Source organism: Janthinobacterium salmonicoloratum, from assembly GCF_051380845.1.
Taxonomy (GTDB): domain Bacteria; phylum Pseudomonadota; class Gammaproteobacteria; order Burkholderiales; family Burkholderiaceae_D; genus Janthinobacterium; species Janthinobacterium lividum_F.
The window spans coordinates 78182-104336 of sequence record NZ_JBNYXV010000008.1 but is presented as its reverse complement, the minus strand read 5'-3'; the positions used below and the strand labels follow the sequence as shown (position 1 = coordinate 104336).

The 26155-nt window shown below is 53.8% G+C and carries 18 protein-coding genes and 2 pseudogenes; 9 read left to right on the top strand and 11 right to left on the bottom strand.

The genetic code is table 11. The features are described 5' to 3' along the window. Window positions 1–346: 346 nt before the first annotated feature. The 9 genes from ACQ4WY_RS25715 to ACQ4WY_RS25675 form a co-directional block, all read right to left on the bottom strand. Entirely contained in the window at window positions 347–1345 is a 999-nt protein-coding gene (locus ACQ4WY_RS25715) for a hypothetical protein (protein ID WP_436506519.1), read from the bottom strand. A gap of 47 nt (window positions 1346–1392) precedes the next feature. Further along, window positions 1393–1680, bottom strand: a complete 288-nt coding sequence (locus tag ACQ4WY_RS25710; protein WP_436506518.1) for a hypothetical protein — start codon at window positions 1678–1680, stop codon at window positions 1393–1395. Between the two features lie 26 nt (window positions 1681–1706). Further along, window positions 1707–2078: a hypothetical protein gene (locus ACQ4WY_RS25705; RefSeq protein WP_436506517.1), complete on the bottom strand. Its 372-nt coding sequence runs from the start codon at window positions 2076–2078 to the stop codon at window positions 1707–1709. 166 nt (window positions 2079–2244) lie between these two features. Next, on the bottom strand, window positions 2245–2532 hold the full coding sequence (locus tag ACQ4WY_RS25700; protein ID WP_436506516.1) for a hypothetical protein: 288 nt from the start codon (window positions 2530–2532) through the stop codon (window positions 2245–2247). 112 nt (window positions 2533–2644) lie between these two features. After that, window positions 2645–3013, bottom strand: a complete 369-nt coding sequence (locus ACQ4WY_RS25695; protein ID WP_436506515.1) for a hypothetical protein — start codon at window positions 3011–3013, stop codon at window positions 2645–2647. A gap of 668 nt (window positions 3014–3681) precedes the next feature. Continuing rightward, window positions 3682–4473, bottom strand: coding sequence for a hypothetical protein (locus tag ACQ4WY_RS25690; RefSeq protein WP_436506514.1), 792 nt, complete (start codon window positions 4471–4473; stop codon window positions 3682–3684). A 547-nt stretch (window positions 4474–5020) separates the two neighbouring features. Continuing rightward, window positions 5021–10159 (bottom strand): NACHT domain-containing protein, encoded by a 5139-nt coding sequence (locus ACQ4WY_RS25685; protein WP_436506513.1) that lies wholly within the window; start codon window positions 10157–10159, stop codon window positions 5021–5023. A 532-nt stretch (window positions 10160–10691) separates the two neighbouring features. Next, a complete protein-coding gene (locus ACQ4WY_RS25680) occupies window positions 10692–11990 on the bottom strand; it encodes a phage exclusion protein Lit family protein (protein WP_436506512.1) in 1299 nt (432 codons plus the stop codon). Next, window positions 11987–12328, bottom strand: coding sequence for a hypothetical protein (locus ACQ4WY_RS25675; protein WP_436506511.1), 342 nt, complete (start codon window positions 12326–12328; stop codon window positions 11987–11989). The genes ACQ4WY_RS25680 and ACQ4WY_RS25675 overlap by 4 nt, the downstream gene beginning before the upstream one ends. A 417-nt stretch (window positions 12329–12745) precedes the next feature. On the opposite strand from ACQ4WY_RS25675, the gene ACQ4WY_RS25670 reads away from it, so the two are divergent. The 4 genes from ACQ4WY_RS25670 to ACQ4WY_RS25655 all read left to right on the top strand — a co-directional run bounded on the left by ACQ4WY_RS25670 (window position 12746) and on the right by ACQ4WY_RS25655 (window position 16431). After that, complete coding sequence (locus ACQ4WY_RS25670) at window positions 12746–12925, top strand: hypothetical protein (RefSeq protein ID WP_436506510.1); 180 nt, start codon at window positions 12746–12748, stop codon at window positions 12923–12925. A gap of 247 nt (window positions 12926–13172) precedes the next feature. Further along, window positions 13173–13580, top strand: a complete 408-nt coding sequence (locus tag ACQ4WY_RS25665; RefSeq protein ID WP_436506509.1) for a hypothetical protein — start codon at window positions 13173–13175, stop codon at window positions 13578–13580. Between the two features lie 429 nt (window positions 13581–14009). Further along, complete coding sequence (locus ACQ4WY_RS25660) at window positions 14010–14927, top strand: HNH endonuclease (RefSeq protein ID WP_436506508.1); 918 nt, start codon at window positions 14010–14012, stop codon at window positions 14925–14927. Window positions 14928–15603: 676 nt separating this feature from the next. Further along, window positions 15604–16431 carry a hypothetical protein gene (locus ACQ4WY_RS25655; RefSeq protein WP_436506507.1) on the top strand — a complete coding sequence of 276 codons (828 nt, stop codon included), beginning with the start codon at window positions 15604–15606 and terminating at the stop codon, window positions 16429–16431. Window positions 16432–16497: 66 nt separating this feature from the next. Here the strand turns inward: ACQ4WY_RS25655 and ACQ4WY_RS25650 are convergent. Further along, window positions 16498–16896, bottom strand: a pseudogene (locus ACQ4WY_RS25650) (integrase core domain-containing protein); the annotation flags it as partial. Window positions 16897–17272: 376 nt separating this feature from the next. Between ACQ4WY_RS25650 and ACQ4WY_RS25645 the strand changes: the two are divergent. Further along, on the top strand, window positions 17273–18538 hold the full coding sequence (locus tag ACQ4WY_RS25645; RefSeq protein ID WP_436506506.1) for a hypothetical protein: 1266 nt from the start codon (window positions 17273–17275) through the stop codon (window positions 18536–18538). An 840-nt stretch (window positions 18539–19378) separates the two neighbouring features. Continuing rightward, complete coding sequence (locus tag ACQ4WY_RS25640; protein ID WP_436506624.1) at window positions 19379–19507, top strand: zinc ribbon domain-containing protein; 129 nt, start codon at window positions 19379–19381, stop codon at window positions 19505–19507. Between the two features lie 96 nt (window positions 19508–19603). Here the strand turns inward: ACQ4WY_RS25640 and ACQ4WY_RS25635 are convergent, their stop codons facing one another. Then, window positions 19604–22561: a KAP family NTPase gene (locus ACQ4WY_RS25635; RefSeq protein WP_436506505.1), complete on the bottom strand. Its 2958-nt coding sequence runs from the start codon at window positions 22559–22561 to the stop codon at window positions 19604–19606. 894 nt (window positions 22562–23455) lie between these two features. Between ACQ4WY_RS25635 and ACQ4WY_RS25630 the strand changes: the two are divergent. The 3 genes and pseudogenes from ACQ4WY_RS25630 to ACQ4WY_RS25620 all read left to right on the top strand — a co-directional run. Next, window positions 23456–23767: pseudogene (locus tag ACQ4WY_RS25630) on the top strand (Tn3 family transposase); the annotation flags it as partial. 157 nt (window positions 23768–23924) lie between these two features. After that, window positions 23925–24596, top strand: coding sequence for a hypothetical protein (locus tag ACQ4WY_RS25625; RefSeq protein ID WP_436506504.1), 672 nt, complete (start codon window positions 23925–23927; stop codon window positions 24594–24596). Next, window positions 24593–25828 carry a hypothetical protein gene (locus ACQ4WY_RS25620; protein WP_436506503.1) on the top strand — a complete coding sequence of 412 codons (1236 nt, stop codon included), beginning with the start codon at window positions 24593–24595 and terminating at the stop codon, window positions 25826–25828. The genes ACQ4WY_RS25625 and ACQ4WY_RS25620 overlap by 4 nt, the downstream gene beginning before the upstream one ends. Window positions 25829–26155: the final 327 nt, after the last annotated feature.

The following is a 26155-nucleotide window of genomic DNA, read 5'->3' as shown; positions in this document are numbered from 1 at the left end:
CGATCCGCATGGGTGACGCAACAGTCACCGAAGCCGCCTCAGGGTAATAGTCAACAGCCGGCCACGCCGGCGCTGTTGCCCTGATCGACCATCTGCTCGCGCCGCTGCAAGATCGACTAGCAACGCAGCACCTGGTCGCGATGAGGGCGGCACCGGGCGGCACCGATCTGGTTCATCAGTTGGTTGATGCGGCCAGCCGGGAGAGAAGGTGCGCCAGAAGTCGGGGCTGCACCGTGCCATTCTAGACAAGGGCTGGGACGAGGGGAATTCGGCCAGCCCATTGACCGCTTGCCGCTTTCCATATTTGCAAAATGACTTCAGTCATGATTTAGTTCTTTTCCTCGAACTAAACTACCCGACCAACAGGCGCGATTACAGTGTCCACCTGGGCCCCCTGCACACTAATAAGTGTCGTATCGACCACTTCTTCTTTGGTATCCAGAAGCTCTGGTTGCGCCAGCGGTTTTAGGGACTCAATCACGTCAATCAGAGGAAATTCCCTCCGATCCTCAAGTAGTCGAGCTACCATCCGATGAGATGCAATTGGTAAGCTAACTTCTTTCGGCACCTTGGCGTCGGCCGCAATAAATTGCTGAACGATTCCCCAAGCGACGTAAAATAATTCCATAAAAGCCCCATCATAAGGTAGGGGGCAAATAACTAAATTCTTGGCGTCATCCATCTGAATTCTGTCATTTTTACCTTGAAGCGACGGAACGATTGCCAAGCGCAAGCCCTGCGCGCCTTCAAGGCTTTTAGGGTTGATTTTTACTGTGGTCCCAATCCATCTATCCGAATCACTCATCCCTAAGAACAAATCCGCTTTCCAGAGGCCACTAATGCTGTAGGGCAGGGCTAGTCTGGTCGACGGCCGACGAAACGCCGCCGCCAAGGTGTTGATGTAGCGTTTAAGTTTTGGGGGTTGGGCTTGCATACCAGTCAGCAAGCGCGAATCGTCGGTCAACAGATTTTGTGCTGTCTCTAGGAGTTGGATTGCCCCAGACTTCTCAGCTCCGAACAGAATGGACGCCATCTCCGTGCCTGGCATTTTGAAGCGCTTCATCCCATCGTTCAATTTTTCAACGATGACTGGATCGCCCCGCTTTACGGCGTCGTGCACAGCATATTCGAAGCAAATGCCACAGTCGCCGTCACCTGGGCGGTACAGTCGCGGAAGCATAAAAACCTTTACATCAGCGTGCGTTCCCACTTCCGCAACCACGTCCTGCTTCAAGGCGTGAAGTAGTCCGTACAGTATTGGTCGAATCACCGCAACAATCGCAGAGACTTCATCACCTACCGCATTCAGTTGCACCTCTTCACGGACCTGTATATTTGTTGCCATATTTACCCTATAAATGGTTTATACGTTTTTCTGCTTACCTTGGAGGATCAAGAGTTGAGCAACTCTGGTGGCATTGCAGCACGGTATTCATCCAAGTCTAACAACACATCATGGACGACAGCAGGATCAAATTTGTCTAACAAGATAATCACCATCGCCTGAGCAAGCACAGTAGCTTGGCGAGTCTCAAAATTTGCTTTTCTTGTATCGGCGCGAGACGCAAGTTCGTTGCGGTTGTATACGTTGGACGCACCAGCCGAATCCGGCCAAGGCACTAAACCAATTGCTCCGGTATCAACATTCCAACAAAGCATCGTGTTAGTAGCGTTTCTCATGTTTTCCTTGTCGGCCTAGTTGCTGTTTAGATGGGTGATTCCGTGACCACCAGCGTGTCGCCGTCCACGAACCGTATGGCGAAGAATTTGCCCTTGGCCTCAATTTGCATCACGCGCGCCACGTTGACCAGCATAGGGCCACCGGCTTTGCCGTGCATGGTACTGTAGTACACAGCGGCGACCAGGTGAGAGAGTTTGCCCCTCAGCGTGGAGATATCGTCCATCACGGCAATGGTAGTTTTACCGCCTTTCGGACCGCCCTGCAACGCCATCCTGATGATCGAGCAGCCTGCCTGGCCGTCAGAGGACTCCTCCACGTAATTGATGTAGTCTGCGTTGATGGTCGTGTCATACAGTGCCTTGAGTGAATCCTGCACCTGAAGGGTTACAAATTTCATGCGATACTCACTCTTCAATCGGCTGCCGGCCGTTACGGTGCGCTCCCGCGTTATTTGGTATTTGCCGCTACTAGGCGGGTTTTCTAACGGACACTGCTCAATGCAGCGCCCTCATGCAGAAGGTCCGCTCGTGGCGGGCCAGTGTGGTGCTGGACGATTTCCTCGATCAGACCAACCTGTTTCGAACGGACTGGTCGGAGTCTTGTACCGTCAATGTGCCAGCATCGAACGCGGCTTTGACGGCGGCAGAAGATTCGTCCTCGGTCAGATCCCAGGACAAGAGCCTTTCTTGAATAACCAACTGATACATAGACTCAACTCCGTGCGACTCGAACGCTGCGACCGCTAATGCTGCCAATCGATCCGCCTGATTCGCAAACGGCGTTGTGCCGTCTAGGATATCGGCTACTCGTTTAGCTAGAGTTACGTCTTCAATATTTTTGAAAGTCTTCATACTCGTATTATCCTCGCTGTCCCGCACCACGCAGGCTTTCTCAATGCACCACGCCGCGTCGTGCGCGGCCGTGTGGTGCTGCTGGGCGTTTCACTTTACAGGTGTAACTCGACTACTTTTTAGTATCTCGCCAATTAAATTTGCGGTACCTGTCCACCGTACAGAGCACAATTGCAACTTGTTTGGTTTGAGTAACTATATGCACTACAGAATCGTTCGGTTCGTTGTATTTGGTTGTAATATAAAACTGGACGGTATCCTTGAATTCTCCAGCGCCTTCGTCACGATTTATTTTGATGTCGCCTGGCTCCGTCCCTCCACTCGTAAAATATGGTGGAAGAAAACTTGTATGGATATGTAGAATATCGCCGACCCTTGGCACTGTTTGCAGGTCCAATTCAAATTGGCTCCCTTCTGGAGGAGGGACGAGCTCCTCGCTACCCTGGGTGGTTTGCTTCAATGCAACTCGTACCTTGATCATCGTATTTTCCCTCAATTTAAACCGAGCATATGGGTTGTCGGCGTACAACTTTCAAGTGCGAAGATAAATAATATGCAATCTTGCCTTATCATAATACATCAGCAAAAGCTTGACGAAGCTTTTCCTTCAAAACATCAAGATAGGAATAAATATGGTCCAATCCATGCCCAACCATGAGTTGAATGGATTCCAGATCGAGGGTAATCCCCCCATTTTTAGAGCGCTCTAAAAGTAGAAGTTAAGCGACCACGGCGAGCTTCCGTTTGGGCGCGATGCCGTCAGGTGCCATGCCGCGCCGGCCGTGATGGCAATTCCACCACCAGTGTGCAAAGTCCCCATTTGGCCGAGCGCACGAAGCAGTTGACGGGCTAGTTTATCGTAGGCAACTGTGCCGCTATCGCGTTCGAATGCAGGCGCTCTGCTGCTGCCTCAATCGGATATGCCATCCTTCGCCGGCAGTTATTGCTAGGGAAGGCCTGCTTTTGCTAGCGCGCGGTAGCAGTCTCTGCAGGGCAGGGGAGATAGACAGGCCAGAACCGATCTCGTCGTTTGATCAGGCAGCTATCGCGCACCAAGAGTCTGGCAGGGTGTCCATGCCCAACACGATTCATCGGTTTTTCATCTTTCAAGAACCATGGACCTGGAAAGTCAAAGCTATTGGCGGCGATTCAGTCGATGGAAACTATCCAACCAGCGGGTACGATCGAGTTGAAAACCATTCCGCAGTCAACTGTCAAGGTCCGAGATTGAAATTCCGGATGCGCGAGTCGATAGCTCCACGCTTTAAGAAACTCTCTGGCTAGATTAGGAATCTCGTCTCGGGCTTGCATTTCATCGACGCTGAAATGAGGATGTGCCGCATTAAGTGCTAGAACTCCAGGGGTGGCAATCCGGATCAAAGTCGATCGACCATCGCGCGCGAGCAGATCCACTCCGCTCTTTCCAAGAAGTGCGCATGCGACGTGCTGATCGAACTCGGCCCCATAAGTCAGGTAATGATTAAAGCGTTCTTTCAAGCCGGCCTTGGAAAGTGTGAGATGTACTTGATGCTGTCGCCGACCAGCAGCAGACTTTTGTCCATACTTGCGTAAGGTTGAATCGAGTTGGTCTGCCACGTTCGGCCAGTCGACATGCGATGATAGCGCCCGCACGAGCCGATTTCGACGCGCTTCGGCTTTCAATGGGATCAACCCAGTTAAGCGAATCGACTCCACGTCTGTGGTAGTCAGTCGAGAGCCATGATAGCTTGCAATAGTTGAAGACTGAATCCAGGTCAGAGTCGCAGCAACAACAGCGCATCGAGAGCTTAAATCGAAAAGGCATGCCATTGCATTATCAGGGTATTGTGGTGCCGCCGAAGCCAGTTTTGTTCCCACGTAGCTTGGGACATGTTGGCTTAGCGCAGTGGCAAGCTTGGGTGCCCAATCGTCGATCTCGTCAAAGTCAATTATTGGCGTCATGGGTGTTTGATTGTGTATATCTCACAAAGTGCCGAAAGCTAAACTCAAGCTGGCCTCGGAGCCAAATCGTTCCGTCATTTTAACGCTCTTGTCAGAATAAGCGATGTCGTCCAGCCAAAGCCCTAATATGATCCATCGGTTTCTCATCTTTCCCAAACTATGAATCACGAGTGTCCACAGTGGTCGCCGCGATTCAAGGTGCATCGCATTCCGAGCAATGCTCAATGCCGTCATGGTCTGAGCTACACATTCTCTGAAATCTTGGCGTGCCAGCAGCAGTCTCTCTGAATTTTGAATCGCCACGAGTTCGCTAGACGCTCTTTAGACGCTCCAAATACCGCTTTTCGCAATTGAGCGGGCTGGACGGCTCATGATGACCAGTCCACCTCCAGCGCGCAAGTCCCCGATCTGGGCGAGCGCACGAAGCAGATGACGGGCTAGTTTATCGTAGCCAACTGTGCCGTTACGGCGCTCAGAAGCCGGCGCACTGCTGCTGCCTCGGTCGGATATGCCATGTTTCTCTGTCCTGTATGGCGAGGGACGGCCACTATTGCTTAAACGCTTCATTCGCCGCCTCGACTCTTAATTCGAGCTCATGAGCCTCGGCAACGCCAACACCAACTAACCACCCGAGTGCACGGTCGATTCGAGCGCGCAACGGATGCGTCGGCGCGAGCAATCCGGCCTCCTGAATGATCGCCGCTTCCAGCCATTCGACTACCTTTCGTCCGATACCCATGTCGATCCACAGTCCGGGCGCCTTCGTACGACCAAACCAAGCCTCCGTCGCTTCGAGTAGGAAATCGAGGTGACGCGCGCGCGTCGCAACTAGGAGCAAGTTCATGGTGCACAGCGCCACGAAGGCCGTCGGTCCGCCTGGTAACAGCGGTCTTATCGCTGGGAGGAGCGGGTCGACGCGGTCAAACAAGACGGACGGCAGATAGCTCTGCGTCCCGCTAAATGGGTCGTAAGTGTTCAGCATTATCTTTGCGACGATTCCACCGCTCTGCATGTCGATTCGCGAACTAGAAGGGTCATCTGCATTTCGCCACCTGTGGAGAGCCATCACGCGTTGCGCAAAGCGGGTACGCAAATCGGCAGGCCGTGTAGCCGAACGCTCCGGATCATTAAAATAAAGCGCATCGGCCGTGTGGATGACAGTCTGCGCTACCTTGCCGAATGACTCGTTCGGCAGATCTATCACGAGTTTCAGGTCAGCTTCGAACGACGCATCGGTAGCGTCGAGCAACCGCTCGGCGAACAGTGCGTAGTAGTGCATATTCCAATCTTGCGGATCGCGATCGATCTCGATATCTACAGGCAGACCTAGTCCGTTCATCCGCGCGGTCCAATCGACATAGGCCCCGACCACCTCCGGCCTCCAATCGATTGCCCCCTTGGGCGCGGCTTGAACCATCGCCAGCCATTGCGCTGCCGCCTTGCTGTTGACGTGGATGATGGTTGATGCCTCGGTAATCGCAGACTTGATCATATCTTCTTCCTCGAGCTCGGACGACATGATGAGTTCAGGTACTTGGACGCGTGAACCGGGCCGCAGAAGCGGGGGTTCCTCGGGCCAAGCCGGCCAAGAAGGTTCGGACTCGCCATCCAGCCAGGCAATCTCGGCCGCGACTGCGGTATCGACCGCCGCAGTCCGCTCTGCGCCGAAGCGTGCATGCTCGGCCTCATCCTCCTCGTCGTGGCTCCTCCAGCGCCAAATCACGCTTGCGAATGCAGCGCGCATTGCCGCCTTGAAGAGTTTGGGCTCGATTTTTAGGATATGCGAGAGTCCGGCTGAGTATGCCGGCGCCGCACTGCGATCCTCACGTGTCGCGAGCCGAATCAACGTGTTGCGATCCGTCTCACGCCCCTTCCGAGCCCAGAGATGGATCAAGGTAAGGATGGCAATCGCCGGCCGATTGAAACGCAGCGTATCCAGTGATCCGATACCACGATCTGAATGCTCATTGAGCGCGATGGCAATGACCTGACGGACCCAGGCCTCCTCGGCCGCAAGCAGACCGTCCTCACCGTCGCGCGCCACCAGCAAAGCCGTCGTGATCAGGCGGGTTGAGCGCGACTTGAGGACATCGGTATCGCTATCGTCGGGAAGGTCGCCGGCCGCATAAACAACCGCATCGCGTGCCGTCGCGGCGGTGGCATATTCGCCTCCGCTCGCGATCGCCAAATCGATGCACGATTCGATTTCGTTTGAGCGCATGAATGCGACCCGCTGCTTCTTCATCGCTTCGAGATGGGCAGCCTCGTCCGCTGGCGGTCGATACTCTAATTTTCCGCCCCCGATGTCAGTCCAGTTCGATCGCTGTAGCATATTGTTGGCGACCCGTGCGATCAACCGCGCGTCACTCCAGTTCGAGTAGGATTGAATGGGCTCAAGGCTCGCCACCGCGAGACCCAGGTGCTCGCGCAAGCGGTTCGACACGGGATCGTCTCCCAGATAACAGTGCACCACATCGAACAATGTCACGCGTCGCGACGGGCGCCCCTTCAAGTCAGCAAGCCTGACCTTGGCATCCGGCTCCTTCCCGATCGCAAACTGATCAAGCCCCAATCCAAGCTGATCACGATCCCGACGCATACGGTCGCTGGCCAGCAGTTCTGGATCTGCTATCAACGGCGCTAGCGCATCGCGCGCTACGTCGAAATGCGACAGCAGCGCATCGGTCGCAACCAGGAGGTATGCCGCACAACTGCCATCGGGCCCGAGAATATCGGTGAGCACCTCATCGACCGGCGCGCCATCATCGAGTCTTTGCTGGCTCCAGGCTTCGAGCGCCAAAAGCCCGGAGGCCGCCGAATAACCGCTGCATTGATCCCGTGACCAAAGATAGCTGTCGGTCCGAGGGAAAAAACGTGGACCATCGCCGAAATCGATGGTGAAACCTGAATCGGCGGACGCGTGTGCGCTGGTATTAAAAGCAATCGCTTCCGCGACTAGTGTCCGGATCAGCTTTAATCCTTCGGCGGGCGCGGATTTCAACAGATCGATGAATGGGGGCTGCGCTGGCGAGGTCGGCAAATAGTTGCTGTCGGCGAAAGTGAAGGCCTGCTCCATTATGTGGTCACGGCGGCCTTGCCGACCCCGTGTCGGGAGGAGGCTCGCTAACACAAGTTCAGCTAGTTCGGCGGGCGCAACCGGCGCAATCACGCTTGAAAACTGCCGGATCGCATCAACCTTGTAGCTGTCGCGTTCATTGCCGACCTCCCTCAGATATGCCTTTAGCTCATCAGGCGCGAATTTTCCGAGAAAAAGAGCCACCAAGCGAAGTTGTTCTATCATGTTGCTTCGCCCATCGCTCGCTCCCCGCCCAAGGTTCCGCTTATCCGGGATCGTTACTCCGGCGCCACGGACATCGAGCTGTCGTAGCCAGCCAAATAACATGACAGCAGTTTGTTGGGCTAACGACTGAAGATGGTTGAGGAGATAGAGCTGTATTTTGACCAGTTCGACCACCGTGCCGATCGTTGATATCGATATCTCGGCCACGTGCGCCAGTACCCATCGAAGCACTACGATGGCGGAGCCGGTGACATCGGTCCGATGGGAACGCGGCATATCGATCTTGGTATCGTCCGGCATCCTCATCAGGTCGGAAGTCGCCACGGTTTCGACCGCGGCAATCGTCGTGCACAATTCGACGAAGAGAGCCGCCCCGTCCTCAAGCAATCCGGCGCTGCACTTTTCAAGCAGTTCGTATCCGGCCTCCGAGCGCGACAAACCTAGGATCGCCTGACGCCGCCAGGACCCATGGGCCTCGGGGGCAGAGAACTGCCCGAGCAGCTGGGTCCACCCGGTGCAATCTGCACCCGACTCAAGGGCTAGGCGGGCGGCGAATTCGATACCGCGGGCAATGCGCGGTGAGACCGGCACAGTCATGTCCACAGCAGCCAAATGCTGGGGATCTTCTGCAATATAGCTGCCTATTGCCCAGTCGCGCAACACGTCGTGATAGAAGTCGAGCCAGTCGCGTCGCACCTCCCTGAGCGTCATCGCTCCAATTAAATGCGAACGCGCTGCCGAATCTTCTGCAATTTCAAGTCCGCCTTCGCCTCGCAAGGCACTTGCGGCGAGAGCCGCCATCAACCGCTGCGCGGCGCGAATATCGTTTGCAGGTGCGCCATCCGCATTCTTCCACCAATAGGCGGCCATCTCAGCTTCGGTCCGGACCCCAGTAGCGCTGGACAACTTCAGCAGCCGGGACAACCGGTAGAGATTTCGGACAAGTCCGGCGGCTGGATGCTTCGGATACAACAGTGATCGGAGTTCCGGCGCTTGATCGATTAGGGTCGCGACTTCGTCCTCCGATAAGGAGTCGACTTGTATCGGGTACGCGCCACCCATTGCGGCAACGATCTGATCGTCGAGCCAGCGTTCGACATTCATATTGCCGGCTGTCCGCATGGTGGCGATCACCTTGAAGTCAGGAATCTGGCTCGCTGCCCTCATGAGCTCGGCGATAGTGCGCTGGCGACCGATATCGTCGAACATGTCCAAGCCATCGATAAAGAGCATCGCACCGCCGCTTGCGGCCAGATCGGTCAAAAATTCAAGCGCCGATCCCGGGATGCCGAGAGTGTTTGAAAACGGCAGCCAGCCTCCCGGAGGCGTCGCATCCCGGTCGAGGACTATGATCGGTGCCTGGCGTGCGACACGCTCGGCGAGATGGCGAAGTACCCAGGATTTACCGACACCTGGGGCCCCGCGGACCTCGACGAAACGATGCGCTTCGGAGGCATCGTCGACTGCAGCGACTGCTTCCAGCCGCGGCAAGGTCACCCCCGCCACACTCGTGCCGATATGCGCAAGTGTGTTCTGCGCGAGCTCGGCAAGTCTGACGCGTGCCGGACCATATTCGCGGCCGCCAGCAAGCCGGAATCCCGCCTCGGCCAGATTGGCCACTAAGGCCGTTCGGTCGATTTCACCGCCGGTAGTCCCAGTCTTTATTGACAAGTCGACCAACCGGCTCCACAGCGCGCCGGCACGGTCTACGTCCTCGTCGGCGAGCGCCATCCGTGCGAGTGCATGCCCATAGGTTCGGGTGATTGGTGAGGTCGCTTCGAAGTCAAACTCGAGGATGAGTATCCGCCGCAACAGCCGCCAGATCGCATCGTTGTCATCGGCGACCCCGCCCGCTACAAGATGCCTTCTTGTTGTTGCGACGAAATCGCGCATATCCTTGCTCGCGATGCCCCTAGCGTCTAGCCGAGTGAAGAACGCCGCCGCGCTCTCCATTGTCCGCGCCCATTTGAGTACATCTTGATAAGCACCAGAAATTTTGCGGCTGGTCCGCTGCGTCGCTATGCCTAGAAAGTGTCGATCCGCCGGCACGGAACCCACGACACTCCGTGCGATCTGGGATGCAACGTCTTGATAGACGCTGTCCTGCGGCGAGAAAGTGATATCGCGCTTTGATTGAATTTCGAGGACGGAGCCACCGGACGGTCCCACGCCCGAAGCGATCAGGTCATCCAGCTTGAACCCTTGCTCAGTGCCTTGGAATCGGACACTGACAATCCGTGCATCTGGCATGCCCGGCGCCCGATTGCCCGTTAATAAGGCCAGCAAATAGAGAGCACCCAGTTCGCCTTCGATATAAGCGCCGGCTGGTCCTCGCGAGGCCGGGCTTGAACCGCGCTCCATTTCTGAAATGAGCTGTAATTCCATCGTCGATCCGGAGTGTAAAGGGTTGTCCTGCGGTTCAAACAAGCATACATGAAGCTGAAACTGATGATGTTAAAGTCGATACGGATTAAAGCGACCCTTGGCGACTGGCCGTCTTTGGGGTGGACTCAACCGATCCACGCAACACTTTAACTTAAATGCATCATTGCAGAACGAAAATAATGTGGAAGAAAACTCGAATCGATTGTACCGCGACACGCGAAACCTGAGATCAATGTCGCAAGGAGTCTTGCCGTGGGAACGTTAGTGCAGGAACGCGCCGAAGCCCAAGCAACTCGTGCTTGAGCGCGGTAGGAGTCTCTGCAGGGCAGGGGAGATAGGCAGGCCAGACCCGACCTCGTCGTTGGATCAGGCTGCTACGAGATCGCACACCAGTAGTTTGGCAGGACACCCTGGCAACCAAACATTCACTCGGCAGCACTGCGCCGTCAAGCAGCGCCGGCGGCAGACCACCAGCGTTGGATGGAAGGTCAACCGTCGCAACCGAATGCCACCCGCTGGGAGTGGCAGCATCTCAATTTGGCTCGGTAGGTTCGAACCGATCGGCCGTCCTGCGAAGGGCTTGTTGAACCGAGTAATCCTTGATCTGATTAATCCGTGGAATGACGCTGTCTATCAGGCACTTTGACCGCTCAAGGAATATCGAATCATCCTCGCTCGGATTCTCCGCCATGCTATGGGCAATGCCATTCCTCGCCTCTACTAGGTGCTGTATCACTTTCGTGGGGCTGCCTAGGAATAGCCATAGAGCAATTTCGTGAAAGAATTCGTCATTTACATGCGGTGTAATATCGGCTGCACAAAATCGATTGAAAATACTATTGAACGGTGAGGGGAGCATCTCACTCCCCTCGATCTCTTCGATGACGTTTAGGAGAGATTTCGCTATCGCATCAGCAAATTTCACCGCATCGGGGTTAGGTTCGAGATCCGTTCGAGCCAGGGTCTGACTGTCGCCCTGGGGGATTGACCAATACATGTGCCCACCACCTGTCGTGAACTCGACGCGCAAGCGATAGAGACGCTCATAAGCATTCGGATGTGCGTGTGGGGTTTCGAAAGCCGCTTTGTACCGAGCGTACCGCTCGAATAACCCAAGAACACTGAAAAATAACGTGGGGCCAGAAAATTCTAATCCAGGAAAAGATTGAGCAGATGATCGGCGTATTGAAGCATGGAGCCGCGCTGCTAACTTATCAGCTGCGTGTTCTTGACCGATCGAAAACGTGGCAATTTGCAAATCCACCATTCGATTTCGGAGCAAATGGACGTGACCTCGATCATGTCCAAGCAGAATGTGTGCAAACTCATGCAGCACCAAGAACTGCATGGCATCCTCGACTAGGGCCTTGACGAATGGCACTCGCTGGGCTGAAGGGGACACGGCATTGCCAAGTGGACAACCGATCTCTAGAAAAGCTGCCACCCTCTCGGCGACACGTTCAGCAGCAACCTTTTCGTACGTTCCAAGTCGAAGTGGCTCACCATCCTCCTCCTTGCCGTAGCCAAACACGTCGAAGGCTATGGTCTCCAAGGCAGTTATCAAACCCTGATTGATTCCAATTGCATACGCATCCTGCTCATCAGGCTTTTTGAACCACGTGGCTGTCATCGAGGGCTCGTTGACCAAACCCACTTCGATCCGCGAGGAGAGCGGCTGGCCGTTGAGAAAAAAATGCGCCGCGCTGGCGATGGTATCTGACCCAAACTGCCACTCACCATCGACACCTCGCAAGCGGTAAACCTCCTCGTTCACCAGGCCAAGGAACGCGTCCCGCCGAACCTGGAACCGCGAAAGAAAGGTGCTGTTCATGCATTCACCGCAGGGCACAAAGCCCTTAATCCCATCCGGGCAGTTAGCATAGCCAATGTTGCTGTCGCTCTCGGAAGCTGAAAGTGTCCGGAGAGGATCTCGGCGATCGTGCCTGCGACTGCAAAAACATCATCTTTCTTGATGAAGGATTCGATTATTTGTGATCCGCACACAATCGCGCGTATCTGGGGCAGAGCGCCTTGAAAATATTCGTAGCCGCGCCTTTCCACTTCCTCTGTATCGGTCGGAGCGGCGTGGCCACCTGCAAGCGCGTCTCCCAGTTCTTGGTAAAGTTCCGCCTCAGACATGCTCAGATACGAAGTCGGTATGCTTGCCATTGCCCCCTCCCTTGTTGGTTTTTGTTCCACAGAACCCCTGTGTTGCCCCGAATTGTCCTGCCGCTCGACTGCCTTTTCAACTTTACTACTTTTGACCGTAGTGGGTGGGGTTTGTTCCGTACCTGTGCTATAGCACGAGACACAGCCCGCCCCGAGTGTCAAGCGCTTTCTCGGGTATTGACTCAAAATTTATCGCCGCTTGTAACACGACTTTTTGTTTCTGTCCTAGAACTGTGCTCTGCCGCCGTTGCGAGAACGTAACACTTCTACTTGCTTACCTTTTCCTCGGAAAAGCCGCTGCCAGCATGCACTCGCGGATCTCGGGCGTGGCTTGGGTTCGAGCCGGTCGCTGAACCTCGCACTGATCTCTGTCGCCTTGGCATGGAACTGGTCAGCTCGGTACCGCTGGCGCGGCTGGTGCCCGCTCGCGTTCTCGGCCCGAACTACGTGGCAGTCGGCTGCGCGCGGCGCGTGAAGGACGAAGTCTTGGCCGCTGCTGGAAACACGGGCGCCATACGCGACCCGACCTCGAGTTTCGAACTGGTCGCTCAAGAGGCGGAACGGATACTCGTGCTCGGCAAGGCATCGAAATACTGAGTTGGTGAAGCTCAGTACGCTAATATTCCAGTTGAGATTGACTTTCAAGTCATGCATATATGATAATTATTTTCAAGAGTATCGGAAGCGCCGCAATACATACAGCCGCGTGGACGCCCACTTCCAGGCAAAAATTGACCCCGATCTTTAATTTGAGTTTCATAGCATTAGACTTTCTGATGGCAATGAACTAATTGTTGACCAGTTGTCGTAAGACGAAATCAACGGAATAAAAAGAAAATTTCGGATGAGCGATACCAAGCCAAAATCCAGACGCCTAGTGGCTCCGCACGGAGAGGAGGCGATGCGCACCTATTCCATTCGGCTCACCAAAGCCCAGTACGAATACGCAAAAGAGGTAGGCGAGGGAAATTTCTCGTTGGGCATGCGCCGGATAATTGAAGCTTATGACGAGTCAAATCCATTGCAACGCACTACAGTCGAGCGGGGAGGGCTGCGCCTCCCTACCAAGTGCATCGTACGGAAACGGCCAACTGGTAAGAGCCGGGGACGTCCAGTGTTGCCCGCATCGATAATACAGACTGCGCAGCGCATGTACTCGGAGCAAGGGCTGCCCGTCAATGAAATCGTGACAATACTGAATATTCACATTTCCACGTTCTACAAATATGTGAACGTTAGAAAGAAACAATGACAGCGGGCTCGCTGCAGCGGAGACGATATTCGCTCCATTGGGTGGAACGGCGGCCGATGGGAGACACTGCAGTTAATGGAAACCACCGCTTCGATACACTCCGCCTTCCGTAATAATCCGTATTGTCACTGTTGAGGCTAAGCTGCTGGTGGCGATTCATTAAGCGGCCATGGCAAGCTTCTGCTTTGGCGTGATGCCGTCAGGTGCAACTCTACCGCCAGCGCGCAAAGTCCCCAATCTGACCGAGCGCACGAAGCAGATGACGGGCTAGTTTATCGTAGCCAACTGTGCCGTTATAGCCCCTCAGAAGCAGGCGCGCTGACTGCTGCTGCCTCGGTCGGACATGTCATCCTTCGCCGTCCGTTATGATGGAGGAAGACCACACTGTTTAACCTTGTGTATGCCCGCACTCATTTAAGGTAATTTTCTATGCCAGACCTGTCAGCCTATACGGGAAAACCACTTAACGAATTCGCAAAGAACTTCTTTCAGGCCCTGAAAACGGAGGGGTTTCATGTTGCCGTAACGAATGTCGGCCCACGGAGCTCACAACGTAAAACAATGCGCATAACATGGAGAGGCGTCTATATCGCTGTAACAAATCCAATGCTCTGGGGACGGAAGAGCCGTCAGTATTGTTGCGAATATAGAGTTCCCGATGAGAATTCAATTCCCCGCGCCAAATTGCCACCGGACTTTGACCTGGCGGCCTTTGCCGAACAACATCATTGCGATCCGAATCGCTTTTACATCCATGATCAGAAAAAAGAGGGGCGATATTTACGGATCGAAGACTCTGCCACAGCCCTTATCCTGATGCGAGACTGGAAGAGGCGGATTGACTACGAACTATTCTCGCCGCGCAGAGTGGAGGACGATATGGTGGAGGACTTGCTTTCTATCATGAAGGACTCATCTAAGTCAGAAACTGAACGTCTGGCTCAGTTAACTATCCGGTTGGGGCAGGGAGGATTCCGCCAAGCGCTCGACAAGGAGTTCGAGGAAAAGTGCGCCGTGACAGGTCTTGAAGTTCGGGCGGCACTGAGAGCATCACATATCGTGCCTTGGACTAGCGCACTTGGAAGTCAGCGGATAGATCCAAAGAACGGCCTGCTTTTGTCGGCAAATATCGACGCGCTCTTCGACCGATATATGATCACATTTGGCCACGATGGTAGGCTGAAGCACTCCCATATGCTGACGAAGCGGGACTGGGAAATGCTCGGACCGATAGGCGATCTCCGAGCAAAACCATGTGCTCCCCGTGCAGAATACCTAAAAAAACACAATGTCGAATTTGAAAAACGCGAATGCGAACGCTCGCTGTATGTAAACAAGAGCACATAACAAATCATATGAATGGATGGCCTGCAGATGAGTATGCAAGCAACCGTGACCAACGTCCAGTCAATATCGCCCCAGCGTTCATAACCGGTATGCAAGCTGCTAAACCGCACGTAGATCTCGTGAAAATAAGATGGAGGAAACAATTATGCGCTACTGTAGCCGCTGCAAACGGGACACTGAGCACTATCTATCCAACGGTCGCTTGCTATGCAAGCTGTGCACATGGAAGCGCAGCGGCTGAAACGGGAACAACCGGCCCTGCATATCGCGTAGTGCTGCTAGGCGGCCATACGCCTGGACCGGCCGTGGCGGCGACTCCCAAACCGCCGACACGGCGACATACCAAGTCAAAGTCGACGATTCGCGACCTTGGATTCAACGTCGCGAGGCGTTTAGCCATGGGAGAATTCATGCAGAAACCAGACGACGCCCATGCAACTCGTGCTGGAGCGCGGCAGTAGTCTCTGTAGGGCATGGGACCCTATCTCGTCGTTGGATCAGGCAGCTACGAGATCGCACACCAGGTGCCCGGCAAGACACCCATGCCGCAGCATGATCCATCGGTTTTTCATCCTTCAAGAATTATGGATCAGGAGAGTCTAGGCTACGGATGGCAATTTAAATATTTACCCCTCTTTCTGCTGTCTAATTTACATTGAAAATCCTGAGCAGGCTAATGGATAACACCAATCAACACTACGTCTACTTCTATCGCACCAAGGCGGGCAAGCCGCTTTATATCGGTTATGGTCTCCGCGCTGTACGCTCAGCAGCACATCTGACCGACAGGGCTCACAACAAAAAGTTGACCGACGCCCTTTTAGATGGCAACTATACCCTTGAGATTGCAGGTCCGTTCGGTGATGAACAACGCGCCAGGGCGGTTGAAACCGCCTTGATTTCTGCGTATCAGTTGGAATCCACTCTATGTAACATCAACAAGGGTCATGACGCTTGGCGTTTTCGTTCTCTGGGCGTACCTAACGCCTTCGTGCACCGCGTCGACTCCTTGCCATTGAATCGGGAGGAGTGGGTAAAACTTGCTAAGCGCGCTGGCGGCATTGTAGTTGTCAACATCAACGACTGTGACCTGGAGGATGGACGCGCCGGCGACTTGCTTGCGAATATTCGCAGCGACATTGAAATTGCCAATCGCGTCGACCGCTACTGGCAACTTAAAGGATTTGCTATCCGCGAATGGGTAAAAGCCCCCACCTTCAGTCCCGGACTTTTGGTAGGAGTGAGCGGACGTGGTGCGTTACGCATGGTGATTGCGAGTATTCGTATAGACCGCAGTGGGTGGGGGGATGCCGTGGCTGAGGCGAGGCGGCACGGCTTGCTACGAATTCCACATGATGCAGAAAATCTGGGAGAGCTCGACTATCTCAAATTGCGCGGCCGTCGCATTGATCCGGCTGCCGGGCAGCGCTTCGGACGTTTACGTCACGAATTATTCATCATATTGGATAAAAACGGCGAGGTTATCCTAGGAGGCAAGAAATAGTCGGCAATGCTTTGCCCCTGCAAAAGCGTCGTAATAGGGGTACAACACCGAGAATCGATAAGATATTTAAGTGTCCAGTCCCGTTTGATCATAAACGCGCTTTACGAATAGCTCCGGCTTCTTTTGCTGCCATTCTTTGAGCGCTTGGATGGGTGTTTTGGCACCGATGGCCCGTTGTGGAGTGCGGTGGTTGTAAAGCATTAAATAGTTGAGCAAGGTCGTCTCTAGATCGGCCCGGCTGTTGAATCGGGTCTGCTGTAATAGCTCACTGATACGGCCGTTGAATCGCTCGACCATGCCATTCGTTTGCGGATGCCGGCGCGGGGCCAGGCGGTGTTCGATGCCCACGGCGGTGCAGACTTTATCGAAGGCGTGCTGGCCACTGGGCTTCCTGTCTTTTGTTGTGAGGCGGTCGGTGAATTGCGAACCGTTGTCGGCTGGCATTTTGATGATCCTGATCGGCGAGGCCAGTTAGAGCCGGCGCAGAGGTCAACGCTGCTTTTGTTGGTTAGCTCAGCGCGTCATGGAGTAATGGGTAGGGGACACACCGCTCGTGCCCGATCTCGTCGTTGGACCAGGCAGCGACGAGATCACACATCAGAAGTCTGGCAGGACACCCAGGCCCCAACACGATCCATCCGTTTTTCATCGTCCGAGAACCATGGATCAGGAGAGTCTAAGCTACTGCTGCCGATTCACCGCCCGGTCATAATGCCATCATACGGGTCAGGCGCGCCAAGTAAGTTAAAAGTACAACGTCATCTTCTATTCCTGAGAGCTTCTGGCAACGAAATTGTATTTACAGAACTCATTGACTCAAAATCTCTCTTGAAAAATTTCCTTGCGTCACTATTTTATGTATTGGCAATTTCGCCATTGGCTGACCTTCAGAGGGCATATGACGCTTGTAGCTAGATTTTTTGTTGGGGATATTCCTGTCCTTATTTCGGATGCATTGCTATCCACACCCGCTCCTTTGAACACAGGGTCAATTGCTCTCCCATCAATTCGTTCAAGCGAAAAGTATCACGGCGATGCGCCAACAACCATGGCCGGCGTGGTACAAAAAATGACATTGATCGAAGAAAATGCCGTGCTTTGCTTCGCTGGCGATTACACCCTTGGACAAGAAGTATTGAATTACTTGAAAAGACTTCTAAAAGAGGGGACACCGCCAGCAGTTGCGTGGGACACCATGAAAAAGCATTTTTCACTTAACGGCTCTAGCGGCTTGGAGTTGATATTTGAGGCGATGCATCCGACAGGCGATGGCCACCTTAGCCTCGTCTCAAAGTCAATTGGATTGGGGCGGGGCGAGAAGGAATATCGATTGTACAGTGAGGCAATTTTCGCTGGATCAGGAGCAGAGCTTGCCAAAAAACTACTAACCGAAGGGAATCATGGGGTTGCCCCACAGATTGACGGGAAATATGAGCTAGCCGTTCAGCGGGCGCTACATGTAGTAGCAGAACTGCTCGATATGGATATGAGAGGGGGTGGCAGCTTCGACAAGCACTTCGGAGGATTCTACGAGATAGCTATTTGGTACGGGAATCGATTCAAGAAAATTGATGGTGTTCAGTTCGTCTACTGGAGCATCGATATTGGCGAAGAAAATAGTACCCTGAGATTAGATCGCATTCTCCTCCAGCACTATCAGGGGGAGACTCTATGCGTGGACGAAGTCTTAGTCGATGAATCGACACCAGAAAAAATTAGTCTAACAAGCGAGCAGCGACTACCGATCTCAAACGTATTGCATCATCGGATACCACCATTGAGCCAAGGGTATGAAAGTCAAGAATTCCAAATTAATAGCCTTACGCACTTCCAGCACAAGCTCACGGTCCACTGCTGTCGGATTTCTGCCTATAACGGTTTTACTACGACCGGCACAATCATAAGCGGAACAATTCAAAGCCCAAGCGAAAGCGAAACGGTCAAGGTGGGCGAATATGACGTCACTCTCGCGAAGGATATCGGTAGATTTCTGCAGAAACATCTGGTCACGTCAATGGAAAACTATACCACGACTATGGATGCCGATATACACGCCAATGGCCGGAGTATGGCAACGCGTATTAAGGATTTCTTTGGGGTTTTGTAACGCCCCACTAAATTCCTGCCCACGTCATAACTAAGGAATTTGACACTTAGCACGAGAATGACGAACAGTTAAAACTCTGGAATGCAAAAAGAAAGAGTGCCCTGGTACTAGAAATTTTCGGAGGCAAACGACGGTCGGCAAACTCAGTATGAAAAACGTGCAGCGCGCCAACACAGCTAGCGCGCTGCCGGCAAGCTGGATGGTAATCCCCCCATTTTTAGATCGTGCTAAAAGTAGAGGTCAAGCGGCCAAGGCAAGCTTCTGTTTTGGCGTGACACCGTCAGGTGCCCTGTCGCGTCAGCCGTGATCGCAACCCCACCGCCAGCGCGCAAAGTCCCCGATTTGATCGAGCGCACGAAGCAGATGACGGGCTAGTTTATCGTAGCCGACTGTGCCGCCACAGCGCGCAAAAGCAGGCGCTCTGCTGCTGCCTCGATCGGATAAACCATCCTTGGCCGGCAGTTATGGCTAAGGAAGGCCCACTTTTGCTTGAGCGCGGCATGAGTCTCTGCAGGGCAGGGAGGATACCTATCATCCGAGGCCTTCGCCACATCGGCGAATGACTGGGAACTGATCGGCCGACCGCGTTGCACGAGCTGATCCGGCAACACGGTCGATCCGCATGGGTGACGCAACAGTCACCGAAGCCGCCTCAGGGTAATAGTCAACAGCCGGCCACGCCGGCGCTGTGGCCCTGATCGACTATCTGCTAGCGCCACCGCAAGGTCGACTAGCAACGCAGCACCTGGTCGCGATGAGGGCGGCACCGGGCGGCACCGATCTGGTTCATCAGTTGGTTGATGCCGGCAGCCGGGTAAGTAGGCCTGGCAGAAGTCGGGGCTGCACCGTGCCATTCTAGACCGGGGCTGGGACGAGTTCGGGCAGCGAATCGCCTACAAGAGGGAATGGAACGGCGGCGTGTTGCAGGCCGCGCCACCGTACCATACCAACCAGACGTGTCCGGCTTAGTGGGCGGCGGGGCAGTAACGGCGCGTGCGCCACCGCGTCAACAACAAGCTGCTCCCAATCCTACTAAAAGCCGCATTTCAAACGACTTGCGAGCGTCTAGTGAATTCGTGGCAATTCAAACTGAGCTTGTACTTGATCTAACACAGCGTAGACGAGTGGAATATCCTCTGCATACGATGCCACGTAGTTCAAGCTAATGACTTGTTTGGCAATCGCTGGATAGTTTTGAGACCTAAACCAATTTCCGTGTGTATCCCAATACCGTGCTAGCTCGTGTGGATCCATCACACTTGTCAGCTCCTGTACACTCGGCTGATATCGTTCGTTACCGTGTGCCCAATTGTCGCTACTCAAACTGAGCAAGCAGTAGTTCAAGAAGTGCTCTGCATTCTCTGGGGCGATATTTGGGTTGAAGCACACTTCGAAAATATACTGATTCATGAGGTTTGCGATTTCGCCTTGATCCGCATCGCCAATTGAGTCATAGAATCCGCAACCAACGCCAGATCCTGTCGGTGCATGGCGATTTAGCAGTTGGTAAACGACGAACGATTTCGCCAAAGTGCGTGTCGCCTCTACGGAATTTTCAAGACGATCCATTTGACCTCGATGCGTGAACGAGGTGACGTAATAGGGCAACGACTCACCGAGAAGATCCGCTTGAGTCAGCGTGTCGAATTCGTCAAAGAGATTAACGCTTGGGGTAATATACCTCGCTCTAAATTTTGCGAAAACCCTTTGAGTTATGGTCCGCATTCCAGATACAGCAAGGGCATTGAGAGATCCAGATGTTGGAGCAGTCAGATCATGATAGACAATCAAAGCACTATGCAAGTTGTAGATCTGCCCTTGTCTATCCGCACTGCATTGGAGTCGGAACAACAGCAGATCGTAGATACCCAGTACTCCACGACTATGAGCGGCAAGACGGTCAATCAACCCTTGCCCCAAGTGACTTCCTTCGCCAAAGATACGGTAGGCGATTTGAACTATGTTTTCCGGTGTATTGTTAGCTCGCTGCGCATCTGTTCGTCCCCAACCAGCGCGGTCAAGCAAGCGGATAAGATTGTAAATCGACCGGCCACGAAGCCCGCGGTCTCCCAAATCCACAAGGGAGTACCGTGGAATCATTTCCACCAATTTATCAATAGACTGCTGAGCCGTAGCTGTGTCGAACGAGTGCGATTGGCTGACCAGAATGCGCCAGAATTCATCATGGGTGTGATTCCCGTCGCTCAAGGAAAACTCTGCATCAGATAAGACGTCTGAGATTGAGCTGCCGTTCGCAACTCTTGTAACAGCATCTTGATATAGTCTGAAAGTCTCTCTCGGTTCTGGCGCTGCAAAGCGTACGATTAACAGGAGAAAGGCTTCGAGATTTCGGTGCGGAGTTGAGTTGAAACACGCTCTAGCAACGCGTACGCTTTCATCTATAGATCCGTATTCGCCAAGATCCAGTGTGTCGATCTCAAATAGCTGTCTAAGCAAAAATTCGCCGAGCTCAGCGTTTGTTTGTGTGTACTCTAAGAATCCAGGTGAGTTTACGTACCTAGTGCGTTGGTTCTCTCGATCGGTTTTCAGAGAAAAAATCCCTGATCTACCTTCTGTCTCTTCAACGTAAATTCGCCGGAAGATACCCGGGTAGTTCAAGTGTAGAAGCATCAGATTTATCAAGTCTCGAAGATTAAAATCCATGCGTGCGAGATTTGTCCTCTCCAATCGCATTTGTAAGACAGCGTTCACAAAGCGTTTTAGTTTTCTCAAGTCACCGATGAGGCGCATGTAGGTCGCTGCATTTTCACCCTCCAACATGACCGCAAGCTCGCTCAAAACTCCTTCGAGCTTCAGCATAGTGTCCGCCGGAATCGACGGGAACTGACTGCCATTACTATTCCAGTCAGTTGTCAAGAACGACCGAAGCGAGGCGCTATCAATGAAAAGGCTCAACTTGATGTTGACAAATTTCTCTAAGAACTGTCTTGCTCGACCTCCATCGTCATTGGAATCCACTAGAATTTCGGTATCATAGCAAAGGATATAGGCCGCCTGCTTGAGCCTAAACGTTCGCCTCACCGTGAAGAGTACATCGTTCACAGCCTTGGCGTCCAGCCGGTCCAAGTCATCAATCACCACCACAAGCCGAAGGTTATTTCGCTCCAAGACAAAATCAATGTCATCCAAAAGTTCATCAACTGTCTCCGGAGAAGGTTCCAGCGAGAAACTAAATCCAAGGAAAGAAAAGTCGGCTTTCCCTTTCAACATTCGCGAGTATCGGTTAGCAGCTGGCCGAAATTCAGGAACGTAGACTTGACTTTGAATTTCGGCTGTCAGGTCACGAATCAGTCGATCTGTAAGGTCAGGATCCGATGCATATCGCAGCGGTTCGAAACGAACAATGATTACTTGGTTGGCAGCTTCTTGCCGCCAATAATTGCAAGCGAAATTCAGGAAACTCGTTTTTCCGACGCCCCAAGGGCCATCCACCCCATATATCAATCCGTTGCTTGATCCACTTGCCAATACCCCTTTTGCGAACTCTACAGCGCTCTCACGACTGGCGAGTACATCATTGGCATCGTTAGTGACTTCGTCGTCGGTCAAGAAATACAGTTGGGGTGGACGTTCTTTGCGCCACATCGTTAGTGCACGAATTAGTGGCGATGCGATGACCAAAAATACAAATGCCAGCAAGAGCAGGATCCAATGACCATCAATTTTGCCGATGTGAGTGTGCGCTTCCGTCACAATAGGGACAGGGATCATCGTTGCTGATCCACCGAGAATAAAAATGGCCAGAAGATCGATCCGTCTGCTTCTCATAACTCTTTTTGCGGTCGTACCGAAGCCGCGAATGAATAGGTACCAGATAACGAGACAAACGCACCCACCGATACCCAGTAACCAAGCAAGATTATGTCGATCACTCAAGACGCTGGAAAGAGACCCACCGGCAATATACGAGATTTTGGCTAGCTCAACTAAGAGCGCTCCAAGAACCAAGGTTTTTCCGAAGACTTGTAGCTCGGGCATTTTTACGGTTGTGCTGTCAATCATAGTTTCCAAAGTTTCCAAAGACGTGTTGATTTCGCGGGGCGGTAATCCTCCCCATTTTTAGAGCGCCCTAAAAGTACAGGTTAAGCGGCCATGGCAAGCTTCTGTTTTGGCGTGACACCGTCAAGTGCCATGTCGCGCCGGCCGTGATCGCAACTCCACCGCCAGCTTGCCAAGCCACCGATCTGGCCGAGCGCACGAAGCAGATGACGGGCTAGTTTATCGTAGGCAACTGTGCCGAAATAGCGCTCAGAAGCATGCGCTCTGCTGCTGCCTCGATCGGATAAACCATCCTTCGCCGGCGGTTGCGGCTAGGGAAGGCCTGCTTTTGCTTGAGCGCGGGAGGAGTCCGTGCAGGGCAGGGGAGATAGACCGGCCAGATCCGACCTCGCCGGTGGATCAGGCAGCCGCGAGATCGCACACCAGGCGCCTGGCAGGGCGCCCAAGCCCCTACCACGATCCATCGGTTTCTCATCCTTCAAGAACTATGAATCAGACGAGTCTGAGCTACTCGTGCGATTCAACGGCACCGTCCGCTTCCGCCCCAGGCTGTGTAAAAATGCAGAAAAATTCTGGTCCTTCAAAAATCGGCCTATCAAAACGCGTGCTACGCTGTTTTCTCGGTGTTGGGAATGGTAATCCTTCCCACGAATATTTTGAGATTTGGAGTTTCACACAGCCTGGCCCCATTGCGGACCTTCGCACTGGCTGAAACCGTCACGCACGCACCAGCGCGCGGCTTTCGAATCAGTATTTGCTGTTGCGCGATTTTCCTGTCTCTCGGATCAGAAGCGGCCAGCGTCCAGACTTCAGCGACAGCTATAGCTTGCCGCCGATTCTACCGGGCCTGTCCCTCGATAGCGTACTTTTTGCGGAAAGACACACAACGGCAAGATCAACGTATTGACCCGGGCAGTCTTCATTCACCGGCTCGGGAAGATCAGGGACAGGAGCTTCGAGCATTAGCGCTACCGCACCAGCGAATTGAACCTGGTGATGGCCGCCATAGTGCTGTGCGATATCGTATACCTTGAACGGACGACGTGGGCCCTGCGCGAAGCCGGCAAGCGGCCCGACGACGGCATACTGATATACCTGTCGCCGTTGGGTTGGGAACACATCAATCTAACCGGTGGCTATGTTTGGCAGCAAAGCCGGAACCTTGAAGAGGGAAAACTCCGTCCGCTTCGGACCGGCGGAAATCCTTAGCGTACTATTTTTTCCAAATTCTGTTGGCGCCCCAATGATCGCTACCTGCCGCCTTGAAATCAAAAATATGTTGTTTATTTGATAGTAGTTACCACAAAGCATTCCGGCTTACTTATAATGGGCAAGGAATTGCAAAATAAACACTTTTAGGGGCCCCATGAAACATCTCAAACATCTCCTGTATAGCTGCTTGATGGCGCTCACCCTCGGCTTCCCACAATCACCGGCGCTGGCCCAAGACACGCTACTTCCCGGTCTGCGGACTAACGGCTGCGGGGCGGCGGACGGGTGGAGCAGCAAGCTGGTTCCCAACAAGGCGCTGCTGGGGTACTGTCAGTTCGAGGACTCGTGCAAGAAGCATGACATTTGCTACGGTCGCTGTCTGGAAGGAGGAGAGCTTTTCGGCCAGCCCGAGTGTACCGACGAGCCCGGCAACCCCGCCAAGAAACAACGCCAAATGCTATGTGACGTGGCCCTCGGCGCCGATATTGTCGCCTTCAACGAGGGTAAACCGGTATGCTCGTTCTACGCCTCGCTCTATCAATGGGCAGTCGAGCAGTTCGGGCAAAGCAGCTTTTCGGGCATTGGGGAAGGTGACCCCGCCTTCGCGGTCATTCGCGAGTTTTTGAACTATGCTTCCAAGTACCCGGAAAAATACTCGGACCAGGACCAGGCACTACTACTCTCCGCGCTCGGCAACATGGCCAATAAGCCGAACGACAAATTTGTGGCGAAGTTCGATCGATTCTCCGGTAAGTTCACGCTCGAGCATATCGTGGACGGCAAAACTGCGGCTGTCGTCACCGTACCTCAAGGAAAAGCGCAATGATCAGCGTCAAAGCAGTTGGCGCAGTGATGTTGCTGGCGTGGGCTGGCGTCTGCCGTGCAAGCACCTACTCCGAGTCCGTAGATGGCGAACTTGCCTGGACTTGGGGCGAGCTGCAAAGCGTCATGACTGCGCCAGAGCTGGCCAAGGCCAAGAGCTTGAAGCTGACCTTGCTCAAGGCCGACACCGGCGCGATGAAGGTTCGGATATCGTCCAGCGGAGAAATCGAGATGTCGCTGGGCGTGCACATCCGGGCCCAGGAGGCGTGCACCATGGTCGAATACGTGCGGCTGCTTTCATCCCCCAACGTCAACAAAGCACACCTTCTGCAAGGCTACAGCAGCTACTTGGCGGAGGCCGAAGCCTTCGGACCATTCTTTCTCTCAGCGCGCGCCTACCTGGAACGGGTGGACAGCAAGACCGATTACCGCGGCCTGTACGGCGCTGCCGATGACAATCTGCAGGTCGCGGCATGCCGTACTGGTTTGCTCACCTTCCTGCTGGCCCATGAGTTTGCTCACGCGTTTGCTGGCGACCCCATCTCCATGGACAAAATGGCGGCGGACGAGGTTAACAAGTTGGAACAGAAGGCGGACGCGGCGGCGCTTGACTTGCTCGCGCGCAGAAAGACATTTCCGGTTGCCGGCATGCTCCAGTTCCTGCTGGCTGCAAATCACATCATGCACGAACCTGCACAGACCGAATTTGCGTCATTCGACCATCCGCTGCCGTTCGACCGTCTGCTCAAGACACTCAGTTTCGCCATCGCCAACTTCGACAAGTACCTAAGCGCGCAGGAGCGCAAAGTGCTGGGCCCAAGCATCCAGGAAGTCCCCAAGCAACTGGCGCTGCTGCGCGACCAAGTAGCCAAATGGAAAGCGGTACAAGAAAAATACAACAACACGTCCGCAAAAAACGATGGCCTGATGTCCTTTTTTCTCAACGACGCCACCTACGCGATCCGGGTGCCGTCGGTCTACCTTCACGGCAGTCACGGCAGCGAGGTCGACCTGCCGCGCGCCCGCATCTATTTCCAGCGGGCCGCACAAGTGCTACCGCCGAGCTTTTACTACCAGCAGGCTGCGGCGCTGTATGGCGCGGGCCTCGTCTGGAGCACCGAGCCTAATCCTTCATACGAGCGCGCCTGCTCGTTCCTAGCGCGCGCCGAAGCAATGCACCTGCTCGCTGCAACCGAGCGCCTGAAGATGTTGCGGAAAAACGAGAAATGCAACTAGCGAAATTTCGCTAGCCGAAGGGGATGATTCCAAAAGCAGCGTCGCGCAGTCGTCAGCGTTCACCTATCCCGCAAAGCACACCAAGCCTGTAGCTGCCGAAAACCGGCCTATGCGCTCTCTGTACGGAATGCCCAGTGGGAAGATTCGATTCGAATCGTGTCGCCCGATTGCAGCTCTATTTCACATAGGCCTTCGTATGGCTTCGCTAAAGAATTGACTGACGAAGATTGCCCACCAACTTTCACGTCGCGGCAGCTCAATGTTCGTGAATCCCTCAAACACAAGAAGGTGAGATGGTAAGCCGACAGGTGAAATAGCCCCCTGATT